This window comes from Cupriavidus agavae, assembly GCF_004217045.1.
GTDB lineage: Bacteria > Pseudomonadota > Gammaproteobacteria > Burkholderiales > Burkholderiaceae > Cupriavidus > Cupriavidus agavae.
In genome coordinates this window covers 1,145,989-1,171,259 of the sequence record NZ_SGXM01000001.1, presented here as the reverse complement: position 1 = coordinate 1,171,259, position 25,271 = coordinate 1,145,989, and the positions used below count along the sequence as shown (strand labels likewise).

The 25,271-nt window shown below is 66.6% G+C and carries 21 protein-coding genes; 8 read left to right on the top strand and 13 right to left on the bottom strand.

The features are described 5' to 3' along the window. Positions 1-143 precede the first annotated feature (143 nt). The 6 genes from prpB (at position 144) to EV147_RS05260 (ending at position 7,892) form a co-directional block, all read left to right on the top strand. A complete protein-coding gene (gene prpB / locus EV147_RS05285) occupies positions 144-1,052 on the top strand; it encodes a methylisocitrate lyase (protein WP_130390048.1) in 909 nt (302 codons plus the stop codon). A gap of 110 nt (positions 1,053-1,162) precedes the next feature. Continuing rightward, positions 1,163-2,320 (top strand): bifunctional 2-methylcitrate synthase/citrate synthase, encoded by a 1,158-nt coding sequence (gene prpC / locus EV147_RS05280; RefSeq protein WP_130390047.1) that lies wholly within the window; start codon positions 1,163-1,165, stop codon positions 2,318-2,320. Positions 2,321-2,433: 113 nt separating this feature from the next. Further along, positions 2,434-5,037 (top strand): Fe/S-dependent 2-methylisocitrate dehydratase AcnD, encoded by a 2,604-nt coding sequence (gene acnD, locus EV147_RS05275; RefSeq protein WP_130390046.1) that lies wholly within the window; start codon positions 2,434-2,436, stop codon positions 5,035-5,037. Between the two features lie 24 nt (positions 5,038-5,061). Continuing rightward, positions 5,062-6,252 (top strand): 2-methylaconitate cis-trans isomerase PrpF, encoded by a 1,191-nt coding sequence (gene prpF / locus EV147_RS05270; protein WP_130390045.1) that lies wholly within the window; start codon positions 5,062-5,064, stop codon positions 6,250-6,252. A 163-nt stretch (positions 6,253-6,415) separates the two neighbouring features. Then, positions 6,416-7,540, top strand: coding sequence for an asparaginase (locus EV147_RS05265; protein ID WP_130390044.1), 1,125 nt, complete (start codon positions 6,416-6,418; stop codon positions 7,538-7,540). Positions 7,541-7,634: 94 nt separating this feature from the next. Further along, a complete protein-coding gene (locus EV147_RS05260) occupies positions 7,635-7,892 on the top strand; it encodes a DUF1289 domain-containing protein (RefSeq protein ID WP_130390043.1) in 258 nt (85 codons plus the stop codon). A gap of 48 nt (positions 7,893-7,940) precedes the next feature. Here EV147_RS05260 and EV147_RS05255 read toward each other — a convergent pair whose 3' ends face one another. From EV147_RS05255 to EV147_RS05240, 4 genes are all read right to left on the bottom strand, one after another. Beyond that, a complete protein-coding gene (locus EV147_RS05255; protein WP_130390042.1) occupies positions 7,941-8,651 on the bottom strand; it encodes an MOSC domain-containing protein in 711 nt (236 codons plus the stop codon). Beyond that, positions 8,648-9,367: a glutamine amidotransferase gene (locus tag EV147_RS05250; RefSeq protein ID WP_130390041.1), complete on the bottom strand. Its 720-nt coding sequence runs from the start codon at positions 9,365-9,367 to the stop codon at positions 8,648-8,650. Before EV147_RS05250 ends, EV147_RS05255 begins: the two co-directional genes overlap by 4 nt. A gap of 82 nt (positions 9,368-9,449) precedes the next feature. Next, positions 9,450-11,927 (bottom strand): penicillin acylase family protein, encoded by a 2,478-nt coding sequence (locus tag EV147_RS05245; protein ID WP_130390040.1) that lies wholly within the window; start codon positions 11,925-11,927, stop codon positions 9,450-9,452. 113 nt (positions 11,928-12,040) lie between these two features. Then, entirely contained in the window at positions 12,041-13,471 is a 1,431-nt protein-coding gene (locus EV147_RS05240) for an aldehyde dehydrogenase family protein (RefSeq protein WP_130390039.1), read from the bottom strand. A 202-nt stretch (positions 13,472-13,673) separates the two neighbouring features. Between EV147_RS05240 and EV147_RS05235 the strand changes: the two genes are divergently transcribed. After that, the gene (locus tag EV147_RS05235) at positions 13,674-14,324 is read left to right on the top strand and encodes a hypothetical protein (protein ID WP_130390038.1); all 651 of its coding nucleotides are present in this window, start codon (positions 13,674-13,676) and stop codon (positions 14,322-14,324) included. Positions 14,325-14,475: 151 nt separating this feature from the next. Next, positions 14,476-15,315: a PAAR domain-containing protein gene (locus tag EV147_RS05230; protein ID WP_130390037.1), complete on the top strand. Its 840-nt coding sequence runs from the start codon at positions 14,476-14,478 to the stop codon at positions 15,313-15,315. A 360-nt stretch (positions 15,316-15,675) separates the two neighbouring features. On the opposite strand, the gene creD is transcribed toward EV147_RS05230, so the two are convergent. The 9 genes from creD to EV147_RS05185 all read right to left on the bottom strand — a co-directional run bounded on the left by creD (position 15,676) and on the right by EV147_RS05185 (position 25,180). After that, positions 15,676-17,070 carry a cell envelope integrity protein CreD gene (creD, locus tag EV147_RS05225; protein ID WP_130390036.1) on the bottom strand — a complete coding sequence of 465 codons (1,395 nt, stop codon included), beginning with the start codon at positions 17,068-17,070 and terminating at the stop codon, positions 15,676-15,678. Positions 17,071-17,176: 106 nt separating this feature from the next. After that, the gene (gene creC, locus EV147_RS05220) at positions 17,177-18,610 is read right to left on the bottom strand and encodes a two-component system sensor histidine kinase CreC (protein WP_130390035.1); all 1,434 of its coding nucleotides are present in this window, start codon (positions 18,608-18,610) and stop codon (positions 17,177-17,179) included. Positions 18,611-18,622: 12 nt separating this feature from the next. After that, positions 18,623-19,351 (bottom strand): two-component system response regulator CreB, encoded by a 729-nt coding sequence (gene creB, locus EV147_RS05215; protein ID WP_130390034.1) that lies wholly within the window; start codon positions 19,349-19,351, stop codon positions 18,623-18,625. Between the two features lie 251 nt (positions 19,352-19,602). Continuing rightward, a complete protein-coding gene (locus EV147_RS05210; protein WP_130390033.1) occupies positions 19,603-21,225 on the bottom strand; it encodes an ABC-F family ATPase in 1,623 nt (540 codons plus the stop codon). Positions 21,226-21,428: 203 nt separating this feature from the next. After that, a complete protein-coding gene (gene ldcA / locus EV147_RS05205; protein ID WP_130390032.1) occupies positions 21,429-22,394 on the bottom strand; it encodes a muramoyltetrapeptide carboxypeptidase in 966 nt (321 codons plus the stop codon). Positions 22,395-22,463: 69 nt separating this feature from the next. Continuing rightward, complete coding sequence (gene tadA, locus EV147_RS05200; protein WP_130390031.1) at positions 22,464-23,042, bottom strand: tRNA adenosine(34) deaminase TadA; 579 nt, start codon at positions 23,040-23,042, stop codon at positions 22,464-22,466. Between the two features lie 10 nt (positions 23,043-23,052). After that, positions 23,053-23,529, bottom strand: a complete 477-nt coding sequence (locus tag EV147_RS05195) for a 6-pyruvoyl trahydropterin synthase family protein (protein ID WP_130390030.1) — start codon at positions 23,527-23,529, stop codon at positions 23,053-23,055. 3 nt (positions 23,530-23,532) lie between these two features. Continuing rightward, complete coding sequence (gene queE, locus EV147_RS05190; RefSeq protein ID WP_130390029.1) at positions 23,533-24,165, bottom strand: 7-carboxy-7-deazaguanine synthase; 633 nt, start codon at positions 24,163-24,165, stop codon at positions 23,533-23,535. 121 nt (positions 24,166-24,286) lie between these two features. Next, positions 24,287-25,180 carry a LysR family transcriptional regulator gene (locus EV147_RS05185; RefSeq protein WP_130390028.1) on the bottom strand — a complete coding sequence of 298 codons (894 nt, stop codon included), beginning with the start codon at positions 25,178-25,180 and terminating at the stop codon, positions 24,287-24,289. Positions 25,181-25,271: the final 91 nt, after the last annotated feature.

Genomic DNA, 25,271 nt, shown 5'->3' with positions numbered 1-25,271 from the left:
ACCATAAGGGATTACGCGCACCGCAAGGGCACCGGCCGCCGCGCGCCGGCCAGTCCGGTTACTCTGGCACACCCCTTGCGCCTGTCTGCCCCGCCCCTGCCCCGCAAGCAGGATCGAAACGATACGAAAACGAGATCCACGCCATGACCTTCACCGCCAACGAACTCGCCCGCTCCGCAGGCGCCCGCTTCCGCCAGGCCCTGATCGACGAAGCGCCGCTGCAGATTCCGGGCACGATCAACGCCAACCACGCCCTGCTGGCGAAGCGCGCCGGCTACCGGGCCATCTACCTGTCGGGTGGCGGCGTGGCGGCGGGTTCGCTGGGCCTGCCGGACCTCGGCATTTCCAACCTGGACGATGTACTGACCGACATCCGCCGCATCACCGATGTCTGCGACACCCCGCTGCTGGTCGACGTGGACACCGGCTTCGGCTCGTCGGCCTTCAACGTGGCCCGCACCACGCGCTCGCTGATCAAGTTCGGCGCGGCGGCCATGCACATCGAGGACCAGGTGGGCGCCAAGCGCTGCGGCCACCGTCCGGGCAAGGAAATCGTGGGCCAGGACGAGATGGTCGACCGCATCAAGGCCGCCGTCGATGCCCGCACCGACGAGAACTTCGTGATCATGGCCCGCACCGACGCGCTGGCCGTGGAAGGGCTCGACAAGGCCATCGAACGCGCCGTGGCCTGCGTGGAAGCCGGCGCCGACGCCATCTTCCCCGAGGCCATGACCGACCTCGACATGTACCGCAAGTTCGTCGATGCCGTGAAAGTGCCGGTGCTGGCCAACCTGACCGAATTCGGCGCCACCCCGTACTTCACGCTGGACGACCTGCGCAGCGTGGGCGTGGCGATGTCGCTGTATCCGCTGTCGGCGTTCCGTGCCGCCAACAAGGCCGCCGAGAACGTCTACGCCGCGATCCGCCGCGACGGCACCCAGAAGAATGTGGTCGATACGATGCAGACGCGCGCCGAACTGTACGAGCGCATCGACTACCATGCCTACGAGAACAAGCTCGACGCGCTGTTCGCCCAGGGCAAGGGCAAGTAACCACGAGACGCCCCGCAACCTCAGCCGCGAGACTCCACGCCATGGCCGCTCGCCAATCCCCCTCGAAAAACGTCAGAAACGTCAAGCAAGACCAGAAAAAGGAGACCCAGATGTCCGAAGCCCAACCGCTGGCCACCCCCAAGCCCAAGAAGTCCGTTGCCCTGTCGGGCGTTGCCGCCGGCAACACCGCGCTGTGCACGGTCGGCCGCAGCGGTAACGACCTGCACTATCGCGGCTACGACATCCTCGACATCGCGGACACCTGCGAATTCGAGGAAATCGCCCACCTGCTGGTGCACGGCAAGCTGCCGAACAAGTCTGAACTGGCTGCCTACAAGGCCAGGCTCAAGGCGTTGCGCGGCCTGCCCGCCAACGTCAAGGCCGCGCTGGAATGGGTGCCGGCCAGCGCCCACCCGATGGACGTGATGCGCACGGGCGTATCGGTGCTCGGCACGGTGCTGCCCGAGAAGGACGACCACAACCACCCGGGCGCACGCGACATCGCCGACCGCCTGATGGCCAGCCTGGGCTCGATGCTGCTGTACTGGTACCACTACAGCCACAACGGCCGCCGCATCGAGGTGGAGACCGACGACGACTCGATTGCCGCCCACTTCCTGCACCTGCTGCACGGCGAGCCGCCGTCCAAGCTCTGGGAACGGGCGATGCAGACCTCGCTGATCCTCTACGCGGAGCACGAGTTCAACGCCTCGACGTTCGCCTGCCGCGTGGTGGCAGGCACGGGTTCCGACATGTACTCGGCCATCTGCGGCGGCATCGGCGCGCTGCGCGGCCCCAAGCATGGCGGCGCCAACGAGGTGGCGTTCGAGATCCAGAAGCGCTACGACACGCCGGACGAGGCCGAGGCCGACATCCGCCGCCGCGTGGAGAACAAGGAAGTGGTGATCGGCTTCGGCCACCCGGTGTATACGATCAGCGACCCGCGCAACGAGGTGATCAAGGAAGTGGCGCGCAAGCTGTCGAAGGACGCCGGCTCGATGAAGATGTTCAGCATCGCCGAACGCCTGGAATCGGTCATGGCCGACGCCAAGAAGATGTTCCCGAACCTGGACTGGTTCAGCGCGGTCAGCTACCACCTGATGGGCGTGCCCACGGCCATGTTCACGCCGCTGTTCGTGATTGCCCGTACCTCGGGCTGGGCCGCGCACGTGATCGAACAACGGGTGGACAACAAGATCATCCGCCCGACCGCCAACTACACCGGCCCGGAAAACCTGAAGTTCGTGCCGATCGAGAAGCGCGCCTGAGCCTGCCGGCGCCCGCCTCATCCGGGGGCAACCCCAGAAAATAGTAAAAGTGCCACTTCCCGCCGCCGGCCCCGCCGGTGCGCGGGCGGCAGGCACCCAGTCCTCACGCTGCCATGAATACCGCCTACCGCAAGCCGCTGCCCGGTTCCAAGCTCGACTACTTCGACGCCCGCGCCGCCGTCAATGACATCTCTCCCGGCGCCTGGGACAAACTGCCCTACACCTCGCGCGTGCTCGCCGAGAACCTGGTGCGCCGCTGCGACCCGGCCACGCTGGCCGATTCGCTCAGGCAACTGATCGAGCGCCGCCGCGACCTCGATTTCCCGTGGTTCCCGGCCCGCGTGGTCTGCCACGACATCCTGGGCCAGACCGCGCTGGTGGACCTGGCCGGGCTGCGCGACGCCATTGCCGACCAGGGCGGCGACCCGGCCAAGGTCAATCCGGTGGTGCCGGTGCAGCTGATCGTGGACCACTCGCTGGCCGTGGAATGCGGCGGCTTCGACCCGGACGCATTCCAGAAGAACCGCGCCATCGAGGATCGGCGCAACGAGGACCGTTTCGATTTCATCAACTGGACCAAGAAGGCGTTCCGCAACGTGGACGTGATTCCCCCGGGCAACGGCATCATGCACCAGATCAACCTGGAGAAGATGTCGCCGGTGATCCAGGCCGATACCGTGGCCGGCGTGGCGTATCCCGACACCTGCGTGGGCACCGACAGCCACACGCCGCACGTGGACGCGCTGGGCGTGATCGCCATCGGCGTGGGCGGGCTGGAAGCCGAGAACGTGATGCTGGGCCGCGCCTCGTGGATGCGCCTGCCTGACATCGTTGGCGTGGAGCTGACCGGCCGCCGCCAGCCCGGCATCACGGCCACCGATATCGTGCTGGCTCTGACCGAGTTCCTGCGCAAGGAAAAGGTGGTCGGCGCGTACCTGGAGTTCCGCGGCGAAGGCGCAGCCAGCCTGACGCTGGGCGACCGCGCCACGATCTCGAACATGGCGCCCGAGTACGGCGCCACGGCCGCGATGTTCTTCATCGACGGCCAGACCACCGATTACCTGCGCCTGACCGGCCGGGACGAAACCCAGGTGCAACTGGTGGAGACCTACGCCAGGACCGCCGGCCTGTGGGCCGACGCGCTGGCCGGTGCCGAATACGAGCGCACGCTGCGCTTCGACCTCTCGACCGTGGTACGCAACATGGCCGGCCCGTCGAACCCGCACAAGCGCCTGCCCACCTCCGACCTGGCCGCGCGCGGCATTGCCGGCAAGTGGGAGGAAACGCCGGGCCAGATGCCCGACGGCGCGGTCATCATCGCCGCCATCACCAGCTGCACCAACACCAGCAACCCGCGCAACGTGATTGCCGCCGCCCTGCTGGCCCGCAACGCCAACGCGAAGGGCCTGACGCGCAAGCCATGGGTCAAGTCGTCGCTGGCGCCGGGGTCCAAGGCGGTCGAGTTGTATCTGGAAGAAGCCAATCTCCTGCCCGACCTCGAAAAGCTCGGCTTCGGCATCGTGGCGTTTGCCTGCACCACGTGCAACGGCATGTCCGGCGCGCTGGACCCGAAGATCCAGCAGGAAATCATCGACCGCGACCTCTATGCCACGGCCGTGCTGTCCGGGAACCGCAACTTCGACGGCCGCATCCACCCGTACGCCAGGCAGGCATTCCTGGCCTCGCCGCCGCTGGTGGTGGCGTATGCCATCGCCGGCACGATCCGGTTCGATATCGAGCAGGACGTGCTGGGCATCGGCAGCGACGGGCAGCCGGTCTACCTGAAGGACATCTGGCCGAACGACGATGAAATCGACGCGATCGTGCGCCAGAGCGTCAAGCCCGAGCAGTTCCGCAAGGTCTACGAGCCGATGTTCGCGCTGCATGCCGAGAACGACACCTCGACCGACCCGCTCTATGACTGGCGCCCGCAGAGCACCTATATCCGCCGCCCGCCGTACTGGGAAGGCGCGCTGGCCGGGGAGCGCACGCTGCGCGGCATGCGCGCGCTGGCGGTGCTGGGCGACAACATCACGACCGACCACCTCTCGCCATCGAACGCGATCATGCTGAACAGCGCGGCCGGCGAGTACCTGGCGAAGATGGGCCTGCCCGAGGAAGACTTCAATTCCTACGCCACGCACCGGGGCGACCACCTGACCGCCCAGCGCGCCACGTTCGCCAACCCCACGCTGCTCAACGAGATGGCCGTGGTCGATGGCGCCGTGAAGAAGGGTTCGCTGGCCCGTATCGAGCCCGAAGGCAAGGTGGTGCGGATGTGGGAAGCCATCGAGACGTATATGGAGCGCAAGCAGCCGCTGATCATTGTGGCGGGCGCCGACTACGGCCAGGGCTCGTCGCGCGACTGGGCCGCCAAGGGCGTGCGGCTGGCTGGCGTGGAGGCGATCGTGGCCGAGGGCTTCGAGCGCATCCACCGTACCAACCTGATCGGCATGGGCGTGCTGCCCGTGGAGTTCTACCCCGGCACGAACCGCACGACGCTCGGCATCGACGGCACCGAGACGTTCGACGTGGTGGGCCAGCGCCGCCCGCGTGCCGAACTGACGCTGGTGATCCACCGGCGCGACGGCGACCGCCTCGAAGTGCCGGTGCTGTGCCGGCTCGACAGCGACGAGGAGGTGTCGATCTACGAAGCCGGCGGCGTGCTGCAACGCTTTGCGCAGGACTTCCTGGAATCGTCGCGCGCCGCGGCCTGATGCCGCAAGATTAGGAAAACTACGATGCCACACGCACCGCAAATCAAGATTCCCGCCACGTATCTGCGTGGCGGCACGAGCAAGGGCGTCTTCTTCCGGCTGCAGGACCTGCCCGAAGCGGCGCAGGTGCCCGGCCCGGCGCGCGACAAGCTGCTGCTGCGCGTGATCGGCAGCCCCGACCCGTACGGCAAGCAGATCGACGGCATGGGCGCGGCCACGTCGAGCACCAGCAAGACGGTGATCATCGCCAAAAGCACGCGCCCCGGCCACGATGTGGACTACCTGTTCGGCCAGGTGTCGATCGACCAGCCGTTCGTGGACTGGAGCGGCAACTGCGGCAACCTGTCGGCAGCCGTGGGACCGTTCGCGGTCAGCAACGGCTTTATCGAGGCATCGCGGATTCCTCAGAACGGCACGGTTACCGTGAAGATCTGGCAGGCCAATATCGGCAAGACGATCATCGCGCACGTGCCGATCACCGATGGCGCGGTACAGGAAACCGGCGATTTCGAGCTGGACGGCGTGACCTTCCCGGCCGCCGAGGTGCAGCTGGAGTTCATGGACCCGGCCGAAGAGGGGGAAGACGGCGGCGGGGCGATGTTCCCGACCGGCAACCTGATCGATGACCTGGAAGTGCCGGGCGTGGGCACGCTGCGCGCGACGATGATCAACGCCGGCATCCCGACGATCTTCGTCGAGGCCGAAGCCATTGGCTACACCGGCACGGAACTGCAGGACGCCATCAACGGCGACCCGAAGGCGCTGGCGATGTTCGAAACCATCCGCGCCTACGGGGCGAAGCGCATGGGCCTGATCCGCGACCTCGACGAGGCGAAGACCCGCCAGCACACGCCAAAAGTCGCGTTCGTGGCGAAGCCGGCCAGCTACACGGCGTCGAGCGGCAAGGCGGTTGGCGCCGCGGACGTGGACCTGCTGGTGCGCGCGCTGTCGATGGGCAAGCTCCACCACGCGATGATGGGTACGGCGGCCGTGGCCATCGGTACGGCGGCGGCGGTGCCGGGCACGCTGGTCAACCTGGCCGCCAGCGGCGGCGAGCGCGAGGCCGTGCGCTTCGGGCATCCGTCGGGCACGCTGCGCGTGGGCGCCCAGGCGGTGCTGGAGCGCGGCCAGTGGACCGTGAAGAAAGCCATCATGAGCCGCAGCGCGCGGGTGCTGATGGAGGGATGGGTGCGGGTGCCGGGGGATGCTTTGTGACGTGACTGGTGCAGTTGTCGACGCAACTTTTCTGGGTGGGTATAGTGCTCGCTCTGCGGCGTTTGACACGCTTGCCGTTCCATCCGCCACAGTTCCATGAACCAACCACCAGCGGCGTCCCCGCTTCCACAAGAAGCCGCCAGACGCCGCCAAGAGGAGAATCATGCAACATCCTGCCAAGCTCAAACCCCTCGTCACTGCCCTGCTGCTGTCCGCCACGCTGCTGGCCGGCGCGGCGCACGCGCAGCTCGCTCCGGCGCCCGGCGCCACCGCGCCGGCCGGTACCACGGCCGAGGCGCGCAAGGCCAATATCGTGATCATCGGCACCGGCGGCACGATTGCCGGGGCCGGCGCATCGGCCACCAACACCGCGGCCTACCAGTCTGCCGTGGTGCCGGTGGACAAGATCATTGCCTCGGTTCCTGAAATCTCGAAGGTTGCCAACGTCAAGGGCGAGCAGATCTTCCAGATCGGCTCCGAGAGCTTCAACAACGAGCGCCTGATCAAGCTTGGCAAGCGCGTGTCCGAGTTGCTCAAGCAGCCCGACGTGGACGGCATCGTGATTACCCACGGCACCGACACGATCGAGGAAACCGCCTACTTCCTGAACCTCACGCTCAAGAGCGACAAGCCCGTGGTGGTGGTCGGCTCCATGCGCCCCGGCACCGCGCTGGGCGCCGATGGCGCGCTGAACCTCTATGACGCCGTGCTGGTGGCGTCGAGCCCGGCCTCGAAGGGCAAGGGCACGCTGGTGGTGCTCAACGACGAGATCCACACCGGCCGCGACGTGACCAAGACCAACACGTTCAAGACCGAGACGTTCCGCTCGCCGTTCGGCCCGCTGGGCTACGTGGTGGAAGGCCGCACGCTGTACTACCGCACGCTGGCACGCCCGCACACGGTGCAGACCGAGTTCGACATCGACAAGATCGACAAGCTGCCCGAAGTGGCCGTGGTCTACGCCTACGGCAACGTCAACCCGGCCGCCGTCGATGCCGCCGTCAAGAGCGGCGCCAAGGCGATCGTCTATGCCGCCACCGGCAACGGCAGCGTGGGCGAGTACATGGTGGAGCCGCTGAAGGCCGCTCAGGCCAAGGGCGTGCAGGTGGTGCGCGCCTCGCGCACCGGCGCCGGCATCGTGGTACGCAACGCCGAGCAGCCCGACGACAAGTACAACTGGATCGTCACCGACGACCAGCTGCCGCAGAAGGCGCGCATCCTGATGGCGCTGGCGCTGACCAAGACCAGCGATCCGAAGGCGCTGCAGCAGATCCTCTGGAAGTACTGATCGGGTAGTGCGGCAGCCCACGGCCCGGCAGGCACGATCGCCGGGCCGTTTATAATGCGCGCTCGATCACCGCAGCCCCCGCGTTTCCCGCCCGATGTCCGACCGCCCCGCCGATTCGCTCCCCCCGCAGACCCCTTCTTCGTCGCCCGACGAGGCCCAGTCACGGCTGAGCGACCGTCCCGACAGCCCGTGCATCGGCATCTGTTCGACGCTGTTCGATGAAGTCTGCCAGGGCTGCGGCCGCACCGCGGGCGAGGTCAGCAACTGGGTGTTCTTCAGCGAGGCGGAAAAGGAAGTGATCTGGGAGCGGATCACCACGGAAGGCACTGCCTGGCGGTTCCGGCAGGGGTGAGGGTTTTGCTTTCCTCTCCCGCATGGCGGGAGAGGGGAGCAAGCCGGCCTACCCGCCTGCCAGCCGCTTCTCCATGTCTTCCACCGTCTGATTGGCCACGCGCTGGCGGGCCAGCTTGCGCCAGCTTTCGGCCAGGCATGGCAATTCGGCCATTTCGGCGAGCGCCGGGTAGTTCAGGCGGTCCACGTAGAGCACATGCAGCAGGCGCTGCAGCGGCCATTGCGGATAGGGGCGCGCCTGGAGCACGAGGCGGTCGCCGGCGGCGATTTCGCCTTCCTCGATCACGCGGTAGTACCAGCCCGTGCGGGCGCTGCCCTGCACGGCGCGTGACATGCCCGCGAAGCCGAACCGGTGGTTGAGCTTCCAGCAAGGCTGGCGGGCCTGCGAGACTTCAAGCAGCGTGGTCCCCAGCCGGTAGCGGTCGCCGATGCAGACATCGGCCTCGGTCATGCCCGTGGTGCTGAGGTTCTCGCCGAAGGCGCCCGGCTGGTCGAGCGGCGCCACGTTGCCGCCCTGCCCGGCCAGTTCCTGCCGCCATCCCGCATAGTGGTCGCGCGGATAGTGGTGCACGGCCTTCTCGGGGCCGCCATGGTGTTTGGGGTCGCCCTGCTCGTCGGTCACCAGACCCGTCGTCGTCACGCGGATCGCCCCGGAAACTGGCGATTTTGCGATGCCGCTGGGCACGCCTTTCGGTCCGAACGGCTGGCACTGGCCAGCCAGCACGGTATCGACCACCACTTCGACAGCCACGTCCGTCACAGCCCGGCCTCCTCCATCCACCGGCTGAACATCAGTTCGCCGGCGCTGGCCACGGTGGCGCCGATCTCGGCGGTGCGGCGGCGGATCGTGCGCGGATCGACGCCGGCCTTGGCCAGCTCGACGGTATGGCCGATCAGCCAGGTCTCGATATCGCCGGCCTTGACCTCGGGGTGGAACTGCAGCGCCAGCACATGCTTGCCGATGGCATAGGCCTGGTTGGGCGTGGCGGCGGTGGAAGCCAGCCGCTCGGCGCCATCGGGCAGGTCGAAGGTGTCGCCGTGCCAGTGCAGCACTTCCCAGTCAGCATTGGCCAGCAGCGCCAGCGGCGAGCGCCTGCCGGCCTCGGTGGGCTGGATCGGCGCCCAGCCGATCTCGCGCGTGCCGGGATAGACCCTGGCCCCCGATGCCGCGGCAATCAGTTGCGCGCCGAGGCAGGCGCCGATGATCGGCAGGCGCGCGTCGAGCCGCTGCCGGATCACGGCAATTTCCGATTCGAGCCACGGGTAGGCTTCGGTCTCGTACACCCCGATCGGGCCGCCCAGCACGATCAGCAGGTCGGCCGGGTCGGTCTGCACCAGCGTCAGGTCGTCCACGCCAGCCTGGAACAGGCGGATCTCGTGTCCACGGTCGCGTGCGACATCGCCGATCACCCCGGCATGTTCAAAGGCGACGTGCTGGATCACGTCGGTACGGGGCTGGCGCCTGGGCTCGGTCATCGGGACGACTCCTGCAAGAGAAAGACGGAAATGCGGAAATGCGGAAAACCGGATGGTACTGCCAAAGCCCCGGCCCTGCTGCCTACGGCGCGGCCTTTTGTGCCGGCGCGGCGGGCTGCAGGACCAGCGTGTCGAAGCTGTCGCCGCCCGGATTGCGCCGGTGCGCGCCGATGGTGACGTATTCGACGCGGGCCCACTTGTCGGTCCAGTCGCGATAGTGCGGCGACAGCGCGTTGCCGGACTGGCCCGTCGAAGACATGAAACGCGATGCTGACAGATCAGACAGGTCATAGACCGCCCGCAGGCTTGCCGCATGGACGCTCTCGAAGGGTGCCTGCTCGTCGCGCAGGCTGTGGCGGCCGACATCAACGGTATAGGTATCGCCGCCGGTACGCACCCGCACGTTGAACAGGCTGTTCAGGTACGGCACCTTGCCGAACGGCTTGTGCTCCGAGCGCGCCGTGTGGGCCTTGCCCCAGCGCCACTTGCCCGTGTCTTCGCCATAGCGGCGGTCCAGGTCGGCGATGGCGCGCTGCCAGGCCAGCCCGATGGTGTCGGCACAGGTCTCCCGGGCGGTGGTGCGCGTGTTGTCGCACCAGAACGCACCAACCCCGGCCGGATCGCGCAGCGCGTTCAGCATCGGCTGCTGCACGTTGCGCTGGTCCCAGAGCTTGCCGAACAGCGGCTCGCCGACCTTGTCCTCGAACAGCAGCCGCGACAGCTCGCGCAGCCATGCGGTGGCCACCAGCGGCTCGGCCCGGTCGGCCGCCATCGTGGCGTCCCACTTGCGCAGCGCGTCGAGCAGGTCGCGCTGGCGCGGCGGCAACGCAGCATCGTTGACCGCCGGGGCGGCCAGCAGCAGCGGCAGCGCGTCGCGCACGGCCAGCGACAGCACATCCTTCTGGATCGCGCCGAAGGTGTCGGGCGTGTGGCGCGGCGTGGCGTCGAGCAGCGCCTGGATACGCTGGGCGCGGTACGGCACGCTCCATTCGCTGGTGATGAAGTACGGGTACTGGTCGCCGACGATTTTCTGGTTGGCCGTGACGATCATGCCCTCAGGCGGGTTGTAGCGTTGCGGAAGCTGCTCGAACGGGATGAAACCCTGCCAGTCGTAGCGCGCGTCCCAGCCCGGCGCCGGTGCCAGACCCATCAGGTCGTTGTCGGCGCGGCGGATCGGCACCCGTCCCGGCGCGATATAGCCGATGTTGCCGTCCACGTCGGCATAGACCATGTTCTGCTGCGGCGCGTGGAAATCGCGCAGCGCGGCGGTGAAACTCTTCCAGTCCGTGGCCTGGCCCATGTGCAGGCTGGCCTGGAAGGTCTTGTCGTCGGGCCGCAGCGCGGTCCACTGGAACGCGATGGCATAACGTTCGCCGAGCGGTTTGGCGGCGGCGCGGATCGGGTCGGCCACGTCGGACATGACCGGTCCGTGGCGCGTGGTGCGGACCTTGAGCGTGACATCGGACTCGCCCTTGACGCGTATCACTTCCGTATGGGTCCCGAACTCGGCCCAGCCGTCCGGGGTCTGGTAGCGGCCCGGATTGGCCGGATCGATCCTTTCCACATAGAGGTCCTGCACATCGGGCGCGGTGTTCGTGAAACCCCAGGCAATGCGCTGGTTGTGGCCCAGCACCACCAGCGGCGCGCCCGGCAGCGTGGCGCCGGCCAGTTCCATGCCGGGCGCCTGCAGATGTGCGAAGTACCAGAGCGCGGGCGCCTGCAGGCCCAGATGCGGGTCGTTGGCCAGCAGCGGCTTGCCGCTGCGCGTGTGGGCGCCGGACACCACCCAGTTGTTCGAGCCCATCCCTTCCACGTAGCCGGACGGGGCGCGCTCGGCCACCTGCGCCATGGCCGTGGCCACCGGCGCGAGCTGGCGGTAGAAGTTGGCGTAATCCATGGTCCGCAGCGGCTTGTCGCCGGGATACGGCGCCAAAATTTCGGCGATCCGCGAGGTGGGCAGTTGCTGGGCCAGACCCATGCGCAGCACTTCCTGCGTCCAGTTGCCGCCAAGATCCCAGGCCATCATGGTTTGCCAGCCGAGCGTGTCAACCGGCTCCCAGCGTTCCGGACGCGTGCCAAGGATCAGGAATTCGGGGGAGAGCGCCGACTTGCGGTTGTCGATGAACGCGTTCACGCCATCGGCATAGGCCTGCAGGACGGCGCGGGTCTCGAGGGTGGCGCGGGCGTAGACGGCCTCGGCATTGCGCCGTACGCCGAGCGTGCGCAGGAAGCGGTCGTTGTCGAGCGCCGGCGGACCTAGTATTTCCGCCAATCTGCCCGCCACGATCCGCTTGTTCATCTGCATCTGCCAGAGACGGTCCTGGGCGTGCACATAGCCGAGCGCGTAGTAGGCGTCGAGCGCGTTGGCGGCCTGGATGTGCGGCACGGCGTTGCGGTCGCGCACCACTACCACGCGCTCGCGCAGGCCAGGCAGCACCATCGTGCCGGCGACGTCAGGCTGCGACGCCTGCCGATACCAGATGTAGCCGCCAATGGCACCCGTCACCGTCAGCAGCAGCGTGCCCAGCAACAACCACCCCAGCCGTTTGAACCAGCGCATCGGACCCTCTCCCCCGTGGAAAACCGCAAGCATCGCAGATTTCCGAGCATACAAAAATGCCCGGACGAGCCGGGCATCGAAGTTTTCGGTACGCAACCGTGGCGGCAGGCCGCTCAGGCGGGCTTCTTCAGTTGCAGAGACTTGTATTCGAGGAATTCCTCCAGCCCGAACTTGCCGCCCTCGCGCCCGTTGCCGGACTGCTTGAAGCCGCCGAACGGCGCGTTCATGTTGAACGGGCCGCCGTTGATATCGACCTGGCCGGTACGGATACGGCGGGCCACCTTGATGGCGCGCGCCTCGTCGCCAGACCACACGCCGCCGCCCAGGCCATAGATGCTGTCGTTGGCAATGCGGATGGCGTCTTCCTCGGTGTCATAGCAGATCACCGACAGCACCGGCCCGAAGATTTCTTCCTGCGCCACGGTGGCACGCGGATCGACGTTGCCGAGCACGGTGGGCTTGACGTAGAAGCCGCGTGCGAAGCCTTCGGGCGCATCGGGGCCGCCCGCGACCAGTTCGGCGCCCTCTTCCAGGCCACGCCGGATGTAACTCGTCACGCGGCCCTTCTGCACATCGGAAATCAGCGGGCCGAGGCGCGTGGTCTCCACCAGCGGATCACCGAGCGTATAGCCCTCGACCACCTTCGCGGCAATCGCCTTGACCTCGTCGTAGCGGCTGCGCGGCACCAGCATGCGGGTATGCGCGGAGCAGGTCTGGCCCGAGTTCAGGAAGCAGGCGCCGATGGTGCCCTTGACCGCCGACGGCAGGTCAGCATCGTCCAGGATCACCGAGGCCGACTTGCCGCCCAGTTCCAGCGCCACGCGCTTGACGGACTGCGCGGCCAGTTCGGAGACGCGCTTGCCGGCGCGCGTGGAGCCGGTAAACGACACCATGTCCACTTCCGGATGGCTCGCCAGCACCTCGCCCACCACCGGACCATAGCCCGTGACGAGGTTGAACACGCCCGGCGGCAGGCCGGCGGCCTCGATCACCTCGGCCAGCACGAACGCGTTCAGCGGCGCCACTTCCGACGGCTTGAGCACCACGGTGCAGCCTGCGGCCAGTGCCGGCGCCACTTTCAGCGTGATCTGGTTCAGCGGGTAGTTCCACGGCGTGATGGCGGCCACCACCCCCACCGGCTCGCGCACGACGAGCGAGTTGCCGACCTGTTCCTCGAACGCGAATTTTTCGAGCAGCGTGGCGGCCTGGCCCCAGTTGTAGACCGGCCCGCCCACCTGGATGGCGCGCGCGAGCTTGATCGGCATGCCCACTTCGCCGGCGATCAGTTGCGCCAGCTCCTCGGTGCGGTCCTTCAGGCCCTCGGCGATCTTGCGGATATAGCCGGCACGCACGGCCGGCGGCGTATTCGACCAGCCGTCGAACGCCGCGCGGGCGGCGGCAATGGCGTCCTCGGCGTCACGGGCATGCCCCTCGGGGATCTTGCCCATGACTTCCTCGGTGGCCGAATGGATGACCTCGATGTTTCCGGTGCCGTGGGGTGCTACCCATTTGCCGTTGATGAAAACCTTGTCTCGTTGTTGCATGGCCACAGCCCTCATTAGGTGAATCGGCGATTGCAATTTTTTTGTTACTTTTATGGTGCAGGACCACATTGTAGAGCGGTTTCCGACTTCGAAATCTTTGCGAATCGGGATAAGCCGCCGAACGAGGTGGCGATAATCGGCCGCGCACCACGCACCCGAGGGCCTCGCCGCGGGCGGCCGAACCATAACAAAGGAGCGAGACATGGTCGACCCGGTCTATCAGAAGACTGAAGCAGGTCAGGAGGAAATCCGCACGCGGGCGCGCAAGCTGGACCACAAGCTGCGCGCACTGCTGCTGATCGTGAACGGAGAACGCAGTAGATCGGCGCTGTTGGCGCAAGTCAGCGGCATGGGCGTCAGTGACGAGGCGTTCGACACGCTGCTGGCGCTCGGGCTGGTGGAGCCGCTGCCCGAACCCGCCAGGGCTCCCGCCGCCCGCCCCGCCAAACCCGAAGCGGCCCGCCCCCGGCCCGAAACCAACCTGTTCGCCGCCTACTCGGGCTTCAACTCGGCCGACGGCAAGGGCATCGACGACCGCATCGACGTGCTCGCCGACACCACCATCGCCCCCGCCATGAGCGCCCCGGCTCCCGCCGCCGCGGTGCCCGCCGGCGCCGATGGCTACCAGCGGCTCTACCACTTCTATACCGATGTGATTGGTAATCACCTCGGCCTGCGCGGCTACGTGATGCAGGTAAAGGTGGAAAAGGCCTCGACCATCGTGGAACTGGCCGCCCTGCGCGACACCCTCGGCACCGCCCTGCAAAAGGCCAAGGGCGACATCACCGCCCACGCGATCGTCGACCAACTGGACGACCTGCTGGCGGAGATGGGGGTGGCGCCGGCGAGGTGAGACGCCCTGAGCGGGGCTCAGTACGGAGGAATCGCAGAACAGCGAAACAGTCCGAACTGTTACCCCGATCAAATTCAGACTTGACCCCAGTCACAGCCAGCGCTGCCGCAGCGCTGCTAGGGTCTGCTCCTCTGGGACAGAAGGAGCAATCATGATTCGCTGCAACCTCCTGATGGGTGACCGGTCCACCGCCGGTGGCCGAGTCATCGAGGGCTTGCCCGAATGCACGATCATGGGTACTGAGATGACGTTCGTGGGTGCCAAGGTAGTCTGCCCGGCGTGCAAATCCACGGGTGTCATCATCGGCGTAGGCCCCCGCTTCGACAACAGTTGGATGGGAAAAACCGAAGCCCTGGACGGAGACATCTGCGCCTGCCGATGCGAGCCGGCACCCGTCATGATCGCTTCGCAGAATCAGATGTTCCACCGATTCGAGGCCGAGGACCTCGCGGCCATGGGGTTCGACACGAGAGGCCGGCCACTCAGCCGTTCCGGCACGCCCGAATCCCCCGGCATCAACGGTTTCCGGACCGCGAGCCAACGGGAGGCGAGAACAGAGACCATCGAGATTGTGATCAGCGACTCTCGGGCAATTTCGGCGGGCTCGCAGTTCGGACACAGCGCGTTCCTTATCGACGGCATGGAATACGGACGCGCGCCGAGAAGTTGGGACAAAGACACGCGTGAGCGGTATCTCCATCGACAGCAGGTAAAAATGGCACGGGATTCATGGGGATTCGAGATTGGCGTCACGCCAGCGGAAAAGGCTGCTGTGCTCAGAGAGATTGAACGGCGCATGACGGCAAACGAACCGTATTCGCTGGCCAACAATAGTTGCTCGTCCAACATTGTTGACGTACTTGCCGCCGCCGGGATACAGGTGCACGACCCTCGCTGGTCCTTCATGGAGATCGTTTCGCCAGCGGACCTGATGGCGGGCCTGCGACGTTCGAAACGACTTGTCAGAGCCCATGCTTATCCCAAGAAATAGCCTCTTCGTATCGGCCCTGATGCTTCTCGCGGCCTGCTCCGGATATCCAAGTACCAAGCGATGGGTTGCCACGACCACGGTACAGGCTTTTGACGCGGTGGAAGGCGCCCCCTCATTCAAAATTCCGCTCGGCGAGGAGTGCCAGCCGATCCGCGATATGGCTGGGAAGGTAGACATGTACACGCTGGTGAAGTGTCGGAGCGGTTCGGGCTGGGTACGGAGTGACAGCCCCTTTGATAAGGCGGGGAAATGAAGGAGGTGATGATGCCCGCAGGTTACTGATACACCACTTTATTGCGCCGCTCCTCGACTACGCCCTCTTCCGTTCCGCGGCAGAGGGCGTAAAACCAGTCGCACAGGCTACGCGCTTTCCTCGCCCGTCCGCTGGACGGGCGCCGGCGTCGACATCCCCACCGTGTACCAGTCCACCTTCCGGGTCACGCCCATGATGATCACCAGTGTGACGAACAGCAGCCCGGTGCCGAGCACGAGGGCGTTGTCTTCCGAGACCAGCAGGCCATAGAGGGCGCCGTACAGCACGGTCAGCAGCGCGGCGAAGCCCAGGCCGCGTTGCCAGCTGCGCAGCACGAAGGTCAGGTAGAAGCCCAACAGGCCGATACAGGCGGCGCTGGCGGCAAGGTAGGCCACGAGGAAGGCCACGTGTTCTGACAAACTGACCAGCAGAAGGAAGAACATGGCCAGCGCCAGGCCGGCCAGCAGGTACTGGATCGGGTGGATGCGCAGCGTCTTGACCAGTTCGAACAGATAGAGGCCCGCGAAGGTCAGCAGGACGAACAGCAGGCCGTACTTGACCGCCCGCTCGGCCTGCACGTAGATGTTGATCGGTTCCATCAGCGTGACCGAGGCGCCCTCCAGCCCCGCGTACTGCGGCCTTGCCAGTTGTTCCCGCACGCGGGTGTTGAACGAGGTGATCGACCAGTCCGCCTTGAACCCTTCGGCACTCACCGAGCGCTGGCGCGGCAGGAACTCGCCGTCGAAACTCGGGTGGGGCCATGGCGACTGCATGCTGAACTGGTTCAGGTCGGCCACCGGCGTGATCGACATCGTACGGGCGCCGAGCACCGCCAGCTTCATCGAGAACGGCACGACACGGGCCTCGGCCGGCTTGCCGACCGCCGCGCTGGCATCGATGCGGCCGTGCAGCCCTTGCAGCAGGCTGCCGAGCCGGGTGCCCTGGGCCAGCTTGACCGCTGCGCCGCCAATCTGGATCACGGGCACGGAGACCAGGCCGCGCATGTCACCCACCCCCACTACCACGTAGGGCTGCTCCACCTCGAAACGCACGTGGTTCGTGGATTTCCGCAGGTCGGCGGTGGATTTGACGTCCGGCAGCTCGATCGTGCCGCTCAGGTCGCTGGTTGTCTCGTAGACAATGGCCTTGTGGATGCCGCGATAGCGCTCGCTCGGCGTGACCCCCGTGTGGACCTGAAGGTTCTTCGGGAAGATCAGGATCTGGCGCGTTTCCTCGCGGTAGGTGGTGGCGGGGGTGAACTTGGGCTGGGCGGCCGTGCGGTCCACCGCCGGCGGATCGGCGATGATCTCCTTGTAGGGCAGCACGATGATCGGCCCGGTCAGCGTCTGCGGGCCGGCGTAGCTTTGCCAGATGCTGCGCTCGGCGTCATCCCGGTAGATGCCGCGCTCGCGCACGATACCGAAAATCATCTGCAGCGCGATCCAGAGCAGCACAACCACGCCGCCAATCATCAGGATGCGAAAAATCAGGGGTTTGTTCATGACGTCTTGAGGTGTCGAGTGGACATGCCGCAAGACTAGCCAGCGTCTGTGGGCGCGCTGCGGGCCCGGTGTGAAGTGTCGGTGAAGCGAAGCGTCGGTGAAGCGGCTAGGCCGGGAGCGTCAGCACGGCGCGGGCGCCGCCGCCGCTGCGATTGCCCACGGCGATCTCGCCGCCGTGCAGGTGCGCAACCTCGCGCACCATGCACAGCCCCAGCCCGGTGCTGCGGTCCCCACCGGGGCGCGGCAGCGAATAGAACCGCTCGAACAGGCGGCCAACGGCGTAGTCGGGAATGCCGGGACCGCGATCCTCGACGCTGATCGCCACGCCGCCCTGCTGCGGCGCCGCTTCGAGCGCGATGTCGATGGCCGAGCCCGCCGGGGCAAAATCGAGCGCGTTTTCGAGCAGGTTGACGATGGCCTGGCGCAGCAGGAAGGTATCGCCGGTCACGGCCGGGACCGCCTGCGCCGGAGGCTGCCAGTGCAGCGCCACGTTGCGCTGCCGTGCGCGCGGCTCCAGCGCCTGGACCAGTTGCCCGATCTCTGCCGCCAGCAACACCGGCTCGCGGTTTTCCAGCCGCTGGCGCTGCTCGACCTCGGCCAGTGCCAGCAGCTTGCGAATCAACTGGTCGAGCCGCTGCGACTGGCTGCGGATATTGCCAAGGAAGCGCTGCCGGTCCGCCGCGGGCATGTCTTCCTGCAGCAGTTCCGCCGCCCCGCCAATCGCCGCGAGCGGGCTCTTCATCTCGTGGGTCAGCGTGTGGATGTAGTGCTCCACGTACTGCTTGTCTTCGAGCCGCAGCCGCATGGTTTCCACGGCGCGGCCCAGTTCGGCCAGTTCACTGGCGCCGCGCAGCGGCATTTCGGCCCGCTCGCCAGCCGCCACGGCCCGGGCATAGCGTTGCAGCTTGCGCAGCCCGTAGACGAGCCAGAGCGTGCAGCCCACGCCGATCACCGCCGCGCCGCCGATCAGCAGCAGCCCGTAGGTCAGGATCTTGCCCTGGCTGCGCGCGATGAACGGCGCCACGGCCTGGTTCGGCTTGGCCACGGTCAGCGCGCCGATGATGCGGTCGCCGTCCCGGACCGGGGCGGCCACGTACATGACCGTGCTGGATTCATCGGCCGGATTGCTGCGGGTGCTGCGGGCGCCGTACTTGCCCTGGAGCGTCAGGTAGACGTCGTTCCAGCGCGAATAGTCGGCGCCGACGTCCGTGCCCGTGGAATCGAAGCGGACGATGCCCTGCGCGTCGGTGATATAGATCCGGTAGCCGATGGCGTCCTTGTGCATGCCCCAGACGCTGGCATCGACCGGGTTCTCCTGCAGCCTGGCCAGTTTTTTGGCGAAACTGCCATCCGCGAGGTGGCCGCTACGGAAGTCGTCGGCAGCCAGCACGGCCAGCACGTTGGCGGTATCGACGAGCGTGTCTTCCATTGCCTGCCGCACGCCGGGCTTCACCTCCTGCACGAACACGCGCAGCGTCAGGAACGCCGCCAGCCCCACGATCAGGAAGAAGCCGAAGAAGATGCGCAGGCCGATATGCATGGTCGGCGGCGCTCAGGCTTCGAGCGAGTAGCCCATGCCGCGATGGGTGCGGATCGGGTCGGCGTCCGGATCGATCTCGCGCAGCTTGGCGCGCAGCGTCTTGACGTGGGTATCGACGGTACGGTCCACGGTGTCGAGCGCGTCGTGCCAGACCAGGTCCATCAACTGCGAGCGGGCGTAGATACGGCCCGGATGCTGGACGAGTACCGCCAGGAGCCGGTATTCGTAGCGGGTCAGGTCCAGCCAGCGGCCGCGCCAGGCCAGCCGGGCGCCGTCGGCGTCATGGTGGAATCCATCGGGCAGCCCCGGTGCCGCTGGTGCCGCTGGTGCCGCTGGGGCCGCTGGGGCCGCCGGGGCGGCAGGTGTTGCGGTGGCACGCGCCCGGCGCAGGATCACCCGCACCCGGGCGGCCAGTTCGCGCGGCGAGAACGGCTTGACCACGTAGTCGTCGGCGCCGATTTCCAGGCCGACGATACGGTCGATTTCCTCATGGCGCGCGGTTAGGAAGATCACCGGCACGTCCGAGAACGTGCGCAGTGTCCGGCAGACCTCGAAACCGTTGATGTCGGGCAGGCCGACATCGAGGATGACCAGGTCGGGCTGCCCGCTGCGCAGCCGGTCAAGCGCCTCGCCACCCAGCACGCAATGCGTGGCCTGCATGCCGTCGGTGCGCAGGGCATACAGGATGGTGTCGGCAATCGCGGATTCGTCTTCGACGACGAGGATGGCTGGCTGTTTCATCGCCACGCATTATCCGCCATCGCGCGCCGGTTCGGGCACTTCGAGCAGGATACGGACACGGCGGAGAAAGGCGTCGAGGTCGAGCGGACGGCGGCGGTGCATGGCTGGGCTCCGGGATTCATCGGGAGGCCCAGTGTGGGAGGGGGTGGTGAAGGGATTGTGTGGCCGGGGTGAAGCGGCGATGTGTGCCTCCGGCTTGCTCCCCTCTCCCAGAGAGAGAGGGAGCAAACACTCGGCGGATCAACCGACCCTCAAGCCTCGATTCCCTGCGACTGCAGGTACTCGTCGTACGTGCCGAGGTAGTCGGTGACCGTGCCATTGGGGCGCACTTCGATCACGCGCGTGGCCAGGCCATTGATCAGTTCGCGGTCGTGCGAGACGAAGATCAGGGTGCCGGTGAACTTGTCGAGCGCGATCTGGAGCGATTCGATCGACTCCATGTCCATGTGGTTGGTCGGCTCGTCCATGGCCAGCACGTTGTGGCGGCCCAGCATCAGCTTGCCCCAGATCATGCGGCCCTTTTCGCCGCCGGACAGCACCTTGACGTTCTTCTTGATGTCGTCGGCCGAGAACAGCAGGCGGCCCAGCGTGCCGCGCAGCGACGTGTCGTCGTCGCCGGCCTGCGTCCACTGGCTCATCCAGTCCATCACGCTGACGTCGGTCGGGAATTCCTCGTACGTGTCCTGCGGCATGTAGCCCACGTTGGCGTTTTCGGCCCACTTGATCGCGCCGCGGTCCACTTCCACGCCGCGCTGCACGCCGGTTTCCACCACGTTGTTCAGCAGGCTGCGCAGCAGCGTGGTCTTGCCCGCGCCGTTCTCGCCGATGATCGCCACGCGCTCGCCGGCCTGCACGGCCATCGACAGGTTGTCCAGGATCTTGCGGTCGTAGGTCTTGGTGACGCCGTCCGCTTCCACGGCCAGGTTGTGCAGCTTCTTGTCGAACTCGAAGCGCACGAACGGGTTCTGGCGCGACGACGGCTTGATGTCCTCGACCTTGATCTTGTCGATCTGCTTGGCGCGCGAGGTAGCCTGGCGGGCCTTGGACTTGTTGGCCGAGAAGCGACGCACGAAATCCTGCAGTTCGCTGATGCGCTCCTTGGCGCGCGCATTGGCGGCCATCTGGCGCTCGCGGGCCTGCATCGACGCCTGCATGTAGTCGTCGTAGTTGCCCGGGTAGACCTTCAGCGTGCCGTAGTCCATGTCGGCCATGTGCGTGCAGACCGAGTTCAGGAAGTGGCGATCGTGGGAGATGATGATCATGGTGGAATTGCGCTCGTTGAGCACGTCTTCCAGCCAGCGGATCGTGTTGATGTCGAGGTTGTTGGTCGGTTCGTCGAGCAGCAGCACGTCCGGGTTCGAGAACAGCGCCTGGGCCAGCAGCACGCGCAGCTTCCAGCCCGGGGCGATGTCGCTCATCGGGCCCTGGTGCTGCTCGGTTGGAATGCCCACGCCCAGCAGCAGTTCGCCGGCGCGCGCCTCGGCCGTGTAGCCGTCGTACTCGGCATACTTGGCCTCCAGCTCGGCGGCCTTCATGTAATCCTCGTCCGTGGCCTCGGGGTTCGCGTAGATGGCGTCGCGCTCGCTGGCGGCGGCCCACATCTCGGTATGGCCCATCATCACCACGTCGAGCACGCGGTTGTCTTCATAGGCGAACTGGTCCTGGCGCAGCTTGCCCAGGCGAATGCCCGGCTCCAGCATCACCGTGCCCGCCGACTGCTCCAGATCGCTGCCCAGGATCTTCATGAACGTGGACTTGCCGCAGCCGTTCGCGCCGATCAGGCCGTAGCGGTTGCCCTCGCCGAACTTGACCGAGATGTTCTCGAACAACGGCTTGGGGCCGAACTGCATGGTGATGTTTGCGGTAGAAAGCACGTCTGGAAACCTTGTCTGGAAAGCGGGTGTGCCGCGTGGAAAAGCCTGGGATGCCTGCTGGCGGCCCGAACCGTTGTCCGGCAACGGTCGGCACGCACCCGGGAGGGGCGCGGTGAGGCATGCCGGCGGCGCAGCGAAATGAGGAAATAACCGGGCATTTTACCACCGGCGCGCGTATCCCGTAAGACGGCGCCGCAGTGGCGCTAGAGCGTGGGGTATCCCGACAGCGCCAGCGTGAAGCCGTCCGCCTGGGAGGCCAGCCGGGCCTGCGCGCCCACCGGCAGCGTCAGTTTGCGCGGGCAGTGGCCGAACGGCAGGCCCGTGAGTAACGGAATCCGCACCTGGGTGCGCACGTAGTCGAACACGGCGGCCATGTCGTAGCCGTTGTCGTAGTCGGTGGTGCGGTAGTTCGAGAAATCGCCGAGCACCAGCGCCTGCTGGCGCGCCAGCACGCCGGCCTGCAGCAGTTGCAGCAGCATGCGCTCTACCCGGTACGGCGGCTCGTTGATGTCTTCCAGGAACAGGATGCCGCCGTCGATCTGAGGAAAATACGGTGTCCCAAGCAGGCTGCAGATCATGGCAAGGTTGCCGCCCCACAGCGTGCCCTCCACGGTGGCAGCGGGGTCGGCCTGGGGCGCCTCCACGGCAATCTGGCAGGCCGGATTACGCAGAATGCCCTCGAAGTGCTCCCACATGAACCGATTGACATGCTCCTCGCCGAAATCGGCCAGCAGCATGGGGCCGGCGAACGTCACGCCGCCCGTGGCGGCCAGGTAGGCCAGCTGGAATGCCGTGAAATCGCTATGGCCGACGATGGGCGTGCCGCTGGCGCGTGCCTGCGCGGCAATCCGCTCGAAATCGACATGGCCGATCAGCCGGGCCTGCCCGTAGCCCCCGCGCACCGCCAGTGTCAGTTCGCCCGCCCCGCCCGTGCCGATGGCGTGCAGGTCGGCCAACCGTTCCGCGTCGGTGCCGCCGAACCGCAGGTAGCGGCGCGCGAGGATGTCCGGATTGTTGACGTGGTAGCCGTGATGCCGCAGCCATGCGCAGCCACGCGCGGCCACGGCCACGTCGTGCGGATAGCCGGACGAGGCGATCAGGCGAACCGGCACGGGCCGCGTAGCGGCGGATTCGGAAGCTTCGGGGAGGACGGCGGGAGACTGGTTCATGCTTCGGCTGTGAGGTGCGAACGGGGGCGACTCTGGCGGCGCGTTCGGCGCGGAAGCATCGATTCTCGCCTAATCGGCCGGCGCTGGCGAGGGCGGCGTTGGCGGCGCCTCGGCGGCGGCCGCAGGTCTTGCTTCTGCCTGGGCGGCTTTCTGGGCGGCTTTCTGCGCCCGGCGGCGTGCGCCGAAAAAGTCACGCAGCAGTTGCCCGCACTCGTCCGCCATCACGCCGCGTGTCACAGAAGTCTGGTGATTGAGCGTGGCCTGAGCGAACAGGTCCACCACGCTGCCGGCCGCACCGGTCTTCGGATCGGTGGCGCCGAACACCACATGCCTGAGCCGCGCGTGCAGGATGGCGCCGCTGCACATCGCGCATGGCTCAAGCGTCACATAAATCTCGCATTCGGGCATGCGGTAGTTGCCGAGCACGCGGGCCGCAGCACGCAGCGCCTGCATTTCGGCATGGGCCGACGGATCCACCGAGCGGATCGGCAGGTTGTGGCCCCGCGCGATGATCTCGTTGTTCCAGACCACCACGGCGCCTACCGGCACCTCCCCGGCCGCTTCGGCCAGGCGCGCTTCTTCGAGCGCCGCCGCCATATAGAAGCGGTCGCGCGCGGCCTCATCGTCGAACACGGGCGCGGTGGTCATGATCCGGGGCTCAGTCCTGCGCCGGCAGCGAGAACGGCGCGCTGACCTCGGCCCAGCAGTTCGGCGTTTCGAACAGCACGAGCCTGGTCAGTTGCAGATGGTGGTCGAAGCAGTTGCGGAACACCGGCGCGAGGATGTCGAACGCTTCCTGCGCGAGGTTCTCGACGGTCGGAATGCTGTCGATGACCACGGTCTTGTGGTTGTCCATCGTCTGCAGGAAGTTCAGCAGCGCCGTGTCGCCCCGGTAGATCAGGAAGGCATGGTCCCACTTCGAGACCAGATGCTCGTTGGCCAGCGTCTTGATGTCGCCGAAATCGAGGATCATGCCGTCATCGGGCGCACCTTCCTGGTGCAGGACCTCGCCGGACAGCGTCAGGTCCAGCCGGTAGCGGTGGCCATGGATGTTGCGGCATTGGCCGCCATGACTGGGGATGCGGTGGCCGGCATCGAATTCGAGCCGGCGGGTAATCGAAACTTGTTTGCTCATGTGTCAGCGAATGCCCAGCAGCTTGTGGGTCTGCAACGACAGGCGCCAGCGCGGGTGGCGCTGGCAGAAATCCACCGCTGCGGCCGTATTCTGCCGGGCCAGCGGGCCGTCCATGGCCTGCACGAGGAAATAGCGGAAATCCAGTTGCTCGTATGCCGCGAAGTCCTGGCCGTCCTGAGGCATCACCACCTTCAGTTCGTCACCCCGCTTCACGACCAACTCCGAACCCATCTTGGGGCTCACGCAAACCCAGTCGATGCCGTCCGGCACCGGCAGCGTGCCGTTGGTCTCGATGGCGATCTCGAAGCCCTGCGCGTGCAAGGCATCGATCAGCGGTGCGTCCAGTTGCAGCAGGGGTTCACCGCCGGTACAGACCACCAGCGGCTGGCCGCCGGTGCCCTGCCATTCGGACGCCACCACGGCTGCCAGTTCCTCCGCCGTGCGGTATTTGCCGCCACGCGTGCCATCGGTGCCGACGAAATCGGTATCGCAGAACTGGCACACGGCCTTCGCGCGGTCTTCCTCGCGGCCGGTCCACAGGTTGCAACCCGAGAAACGGCAAAACACCGCGGCGCGGCCGGCGTTGGCGCCTTCGCCCTGCAGTGTGTAGAAGATTTCCTTGACGGCGTAGGTCATGCGTAGGGGGACTCGGTCCTGATGGAGACGTATTGTGGGACTTTGCTCAAAAATTAGGCAAAAGCCGCAGCGTGAGCAACCGGCGATTGTATCAAGAACTTAGGGTTTCTGCTAAGCCGGACTAGGGCATGGCCCGCAGCCGGTCAGACAGGAAATCGAGAAACACCGCGATCCGGGCCGACAGTTGCGTATTGAGATAGTAGACGGCGTGGATCGGCTGCCGTACCTCGATGGTCTCCTGCGGCAGCACCTGCACCAGATCGCCCGCCCGGCGGTCTGCGTCGGTCATGTAATCAGCCAGGCACACCACGCCCTGCCCGGCCAGCGCCAGTTGGCGCAGCGTCTCGCCGCTCGACGCGGTCATGGCCGGCTGGATCTGGAGTTCGGCGCCGGCGGCGTCGCGCAGCGGCCAGCGGTTCAGCGTCTCGGGCTGGGTGAAGCCGATCAGTGTGTGCCGCTCCAGGTCGGCCACCGTCCTGGGGCGCCCGTGCGCCTTCAGGTGCGCCGGGCTCGCCACCACCCGGATCCGGCTCGTGCCCAGCGGCCGCGCGTGCAGCGTGGAATCGCGCAGCGGCCCGATGCGGATGGCCACGTCGGTGCGATGTTCGAGCAGATCGATGATCTGGTCGTTGGTATTCAGTTCGAGCGAGATTTCGGGATAGGCTTCGCGGAACGCGCCCACCAGCGGCACGATCACGTGGAACATGAACGGCGACGCGGCATTGACGCGCAGCCGTCCGGCCGGTTTCTGGCGGCGCAGGCGCATCTGCTCCTCGGCCTGGTCCGCCGCAGCCAGGATCTGCCGCGCGTGGGCCAGCATCACGGCCCCCTCCTCGGTCAGTTCGAGGCGGCGCGTCGTGCGGCGCAGCAGCGTGGTGTCGAGCTTTTCCTCCAGCCGCGACAGCGCGCGGCTGATGCCGGAAACCGTCAGGCCCAGTTGCTCGGCCGCCGCCGTGATCGAGCCGCTGTCCACCACCGTGACAAACGCCAGGAGTTCTTCAAGAGTCAGAGTCATTGTTGAATTCTAGTCAAAAGTCTTCTGTCGATCACGGGGTTTGCCGGCAATAAAGGCTCCGGCACACTTGCGCTGTTCCCAATCCACGGAG

Bases quoted from the DNA above. Each gene is read 5' to 3' on its own strand.
- prpC (WP_130390047.1), top strand. From the start codon at position 1,163: ATGTCCGAAGCCCAACCGCTGGCCACCCCCAAGCCCAAGAAGTCCGTT.
- EV147_RS05265 (WP_130390044.1), top strand. From the start codon at position 6,416: ATGCAACATCCTGCCAAGCTCAAACCCCTCGTCACTGCCCTGCTGCTG.
- ldcA (WP_130390032.1), bottom strand. From the start codon at position 22,394: ATGAACCAGTCTCCCGCCGTCCTCCCCGAAGCTTCCGAATCCGCCGCT.
- acnD (WP_130390046.1), top strand. From the start codon at position 2,434: ATGAATACCGCCTACCGCAAGCCGCTGCCCGGTTCCAAGCTCGACTAC.
- creC (WP_130390035.1), bottom strand. From the start codon at position 18,610: ATGCATATCGGCCTGCGCATCTTCTTCGGCTTCTTCCTGATCGTGGGG.
- EV147_RS05260 (WP_130390043.1), top strand. From the start codon at position 7,635: ATGTCCGACCGCCCCGCCGATTCGCTCCCCCCGCAGACCCCTTCTTCG.
- creB (WP_130390034.1), bottom strand. From the start codon at position 19,351: ATGAAACAGCCAGCCATCCTCGTCGTCGAAGACGAATCCGCGATTGCC.
- queE (WP_130390029.1), bottom strand. From the start codon at position 24,165: ATGACCTACGCCGTCAAGGAAATCTTCTACACACTGCAGGGCGAAGGC.
- tadA (WP_130390031.1), bottom strand. From the start codon at position 23,042: ATGACCACCGCGCCCGTGTTCGACGATGAGGCCGCGCGCGACCGCTTC.
- EV147_RS05245 (WP_130390040.1), bottom strand. From the start codon at position 11,927: ATGCGCTGGTTCAAACGGCTGGGGTGGTTGTTGCTGGGCACGCTGCTG.
- prpF (WP_130390045.1), top strand. From the start codon at position 5,062: ATGCCACACGCACCGCAAATCAAGATTCCCGCCACGTATCTGCGTGGC.
- prpB (WP_130390048.1), top strand. From the start codon at position 144: ATGACCTTCACCGCCAACGAACTCGCCCGCTCCGCAGGCGCCCGCTTC.
- EV147_RS05195 (WP_130390030.1), bottom strand. From the start codon at position 23,529: ATGAGCAAACAAGTTTCGATTACCCGCCGGCTCGAATTCGATGCCGGC.
- EV147_RS05230 (WP_130390037.1), top strand. From the start codon at position 14,476: ATGATTCGCTGCAACCTCCTGATGGGTGACCGGTCCACCGCCGGTGGC.
- creD (WP_130390036.1), bottom strand. From the start codon at position 17,070: ATGAACAAACCCCTGATTTTTCGCATCCTGATGATTGGCGGCGTGGTT.
- EV147_RS05250 (WP_130390041.1), bottom strand. From the start codon at position 9,367: ATGACCGAGCCCAGGCGCCAGCCCCGTACCGACGTGATCCAGCACGTC.
- EV147_RS05240 (WP_130390039.1), bottom strand. From the start codon at position 13,471: ATGCAACAACGAGACAAGGTTTTCATCAACGGCAAATGGGTAGCACCC.
- EV147_RS05185 (WP_130390028.1), bottom strand. From the start codon at position 25,180: ATGACTCTGACTCTTGAAGAACTCCTGGCGTTTGTCACGGTGGTGGAC.
- EV147_RS05235 (WP_130390038.1), top strand. From the start codon at position 13,674: ATGGTCGACCCGGTCTATCAGAAGACTGAAGCAGGTCAGGAGGAAATC.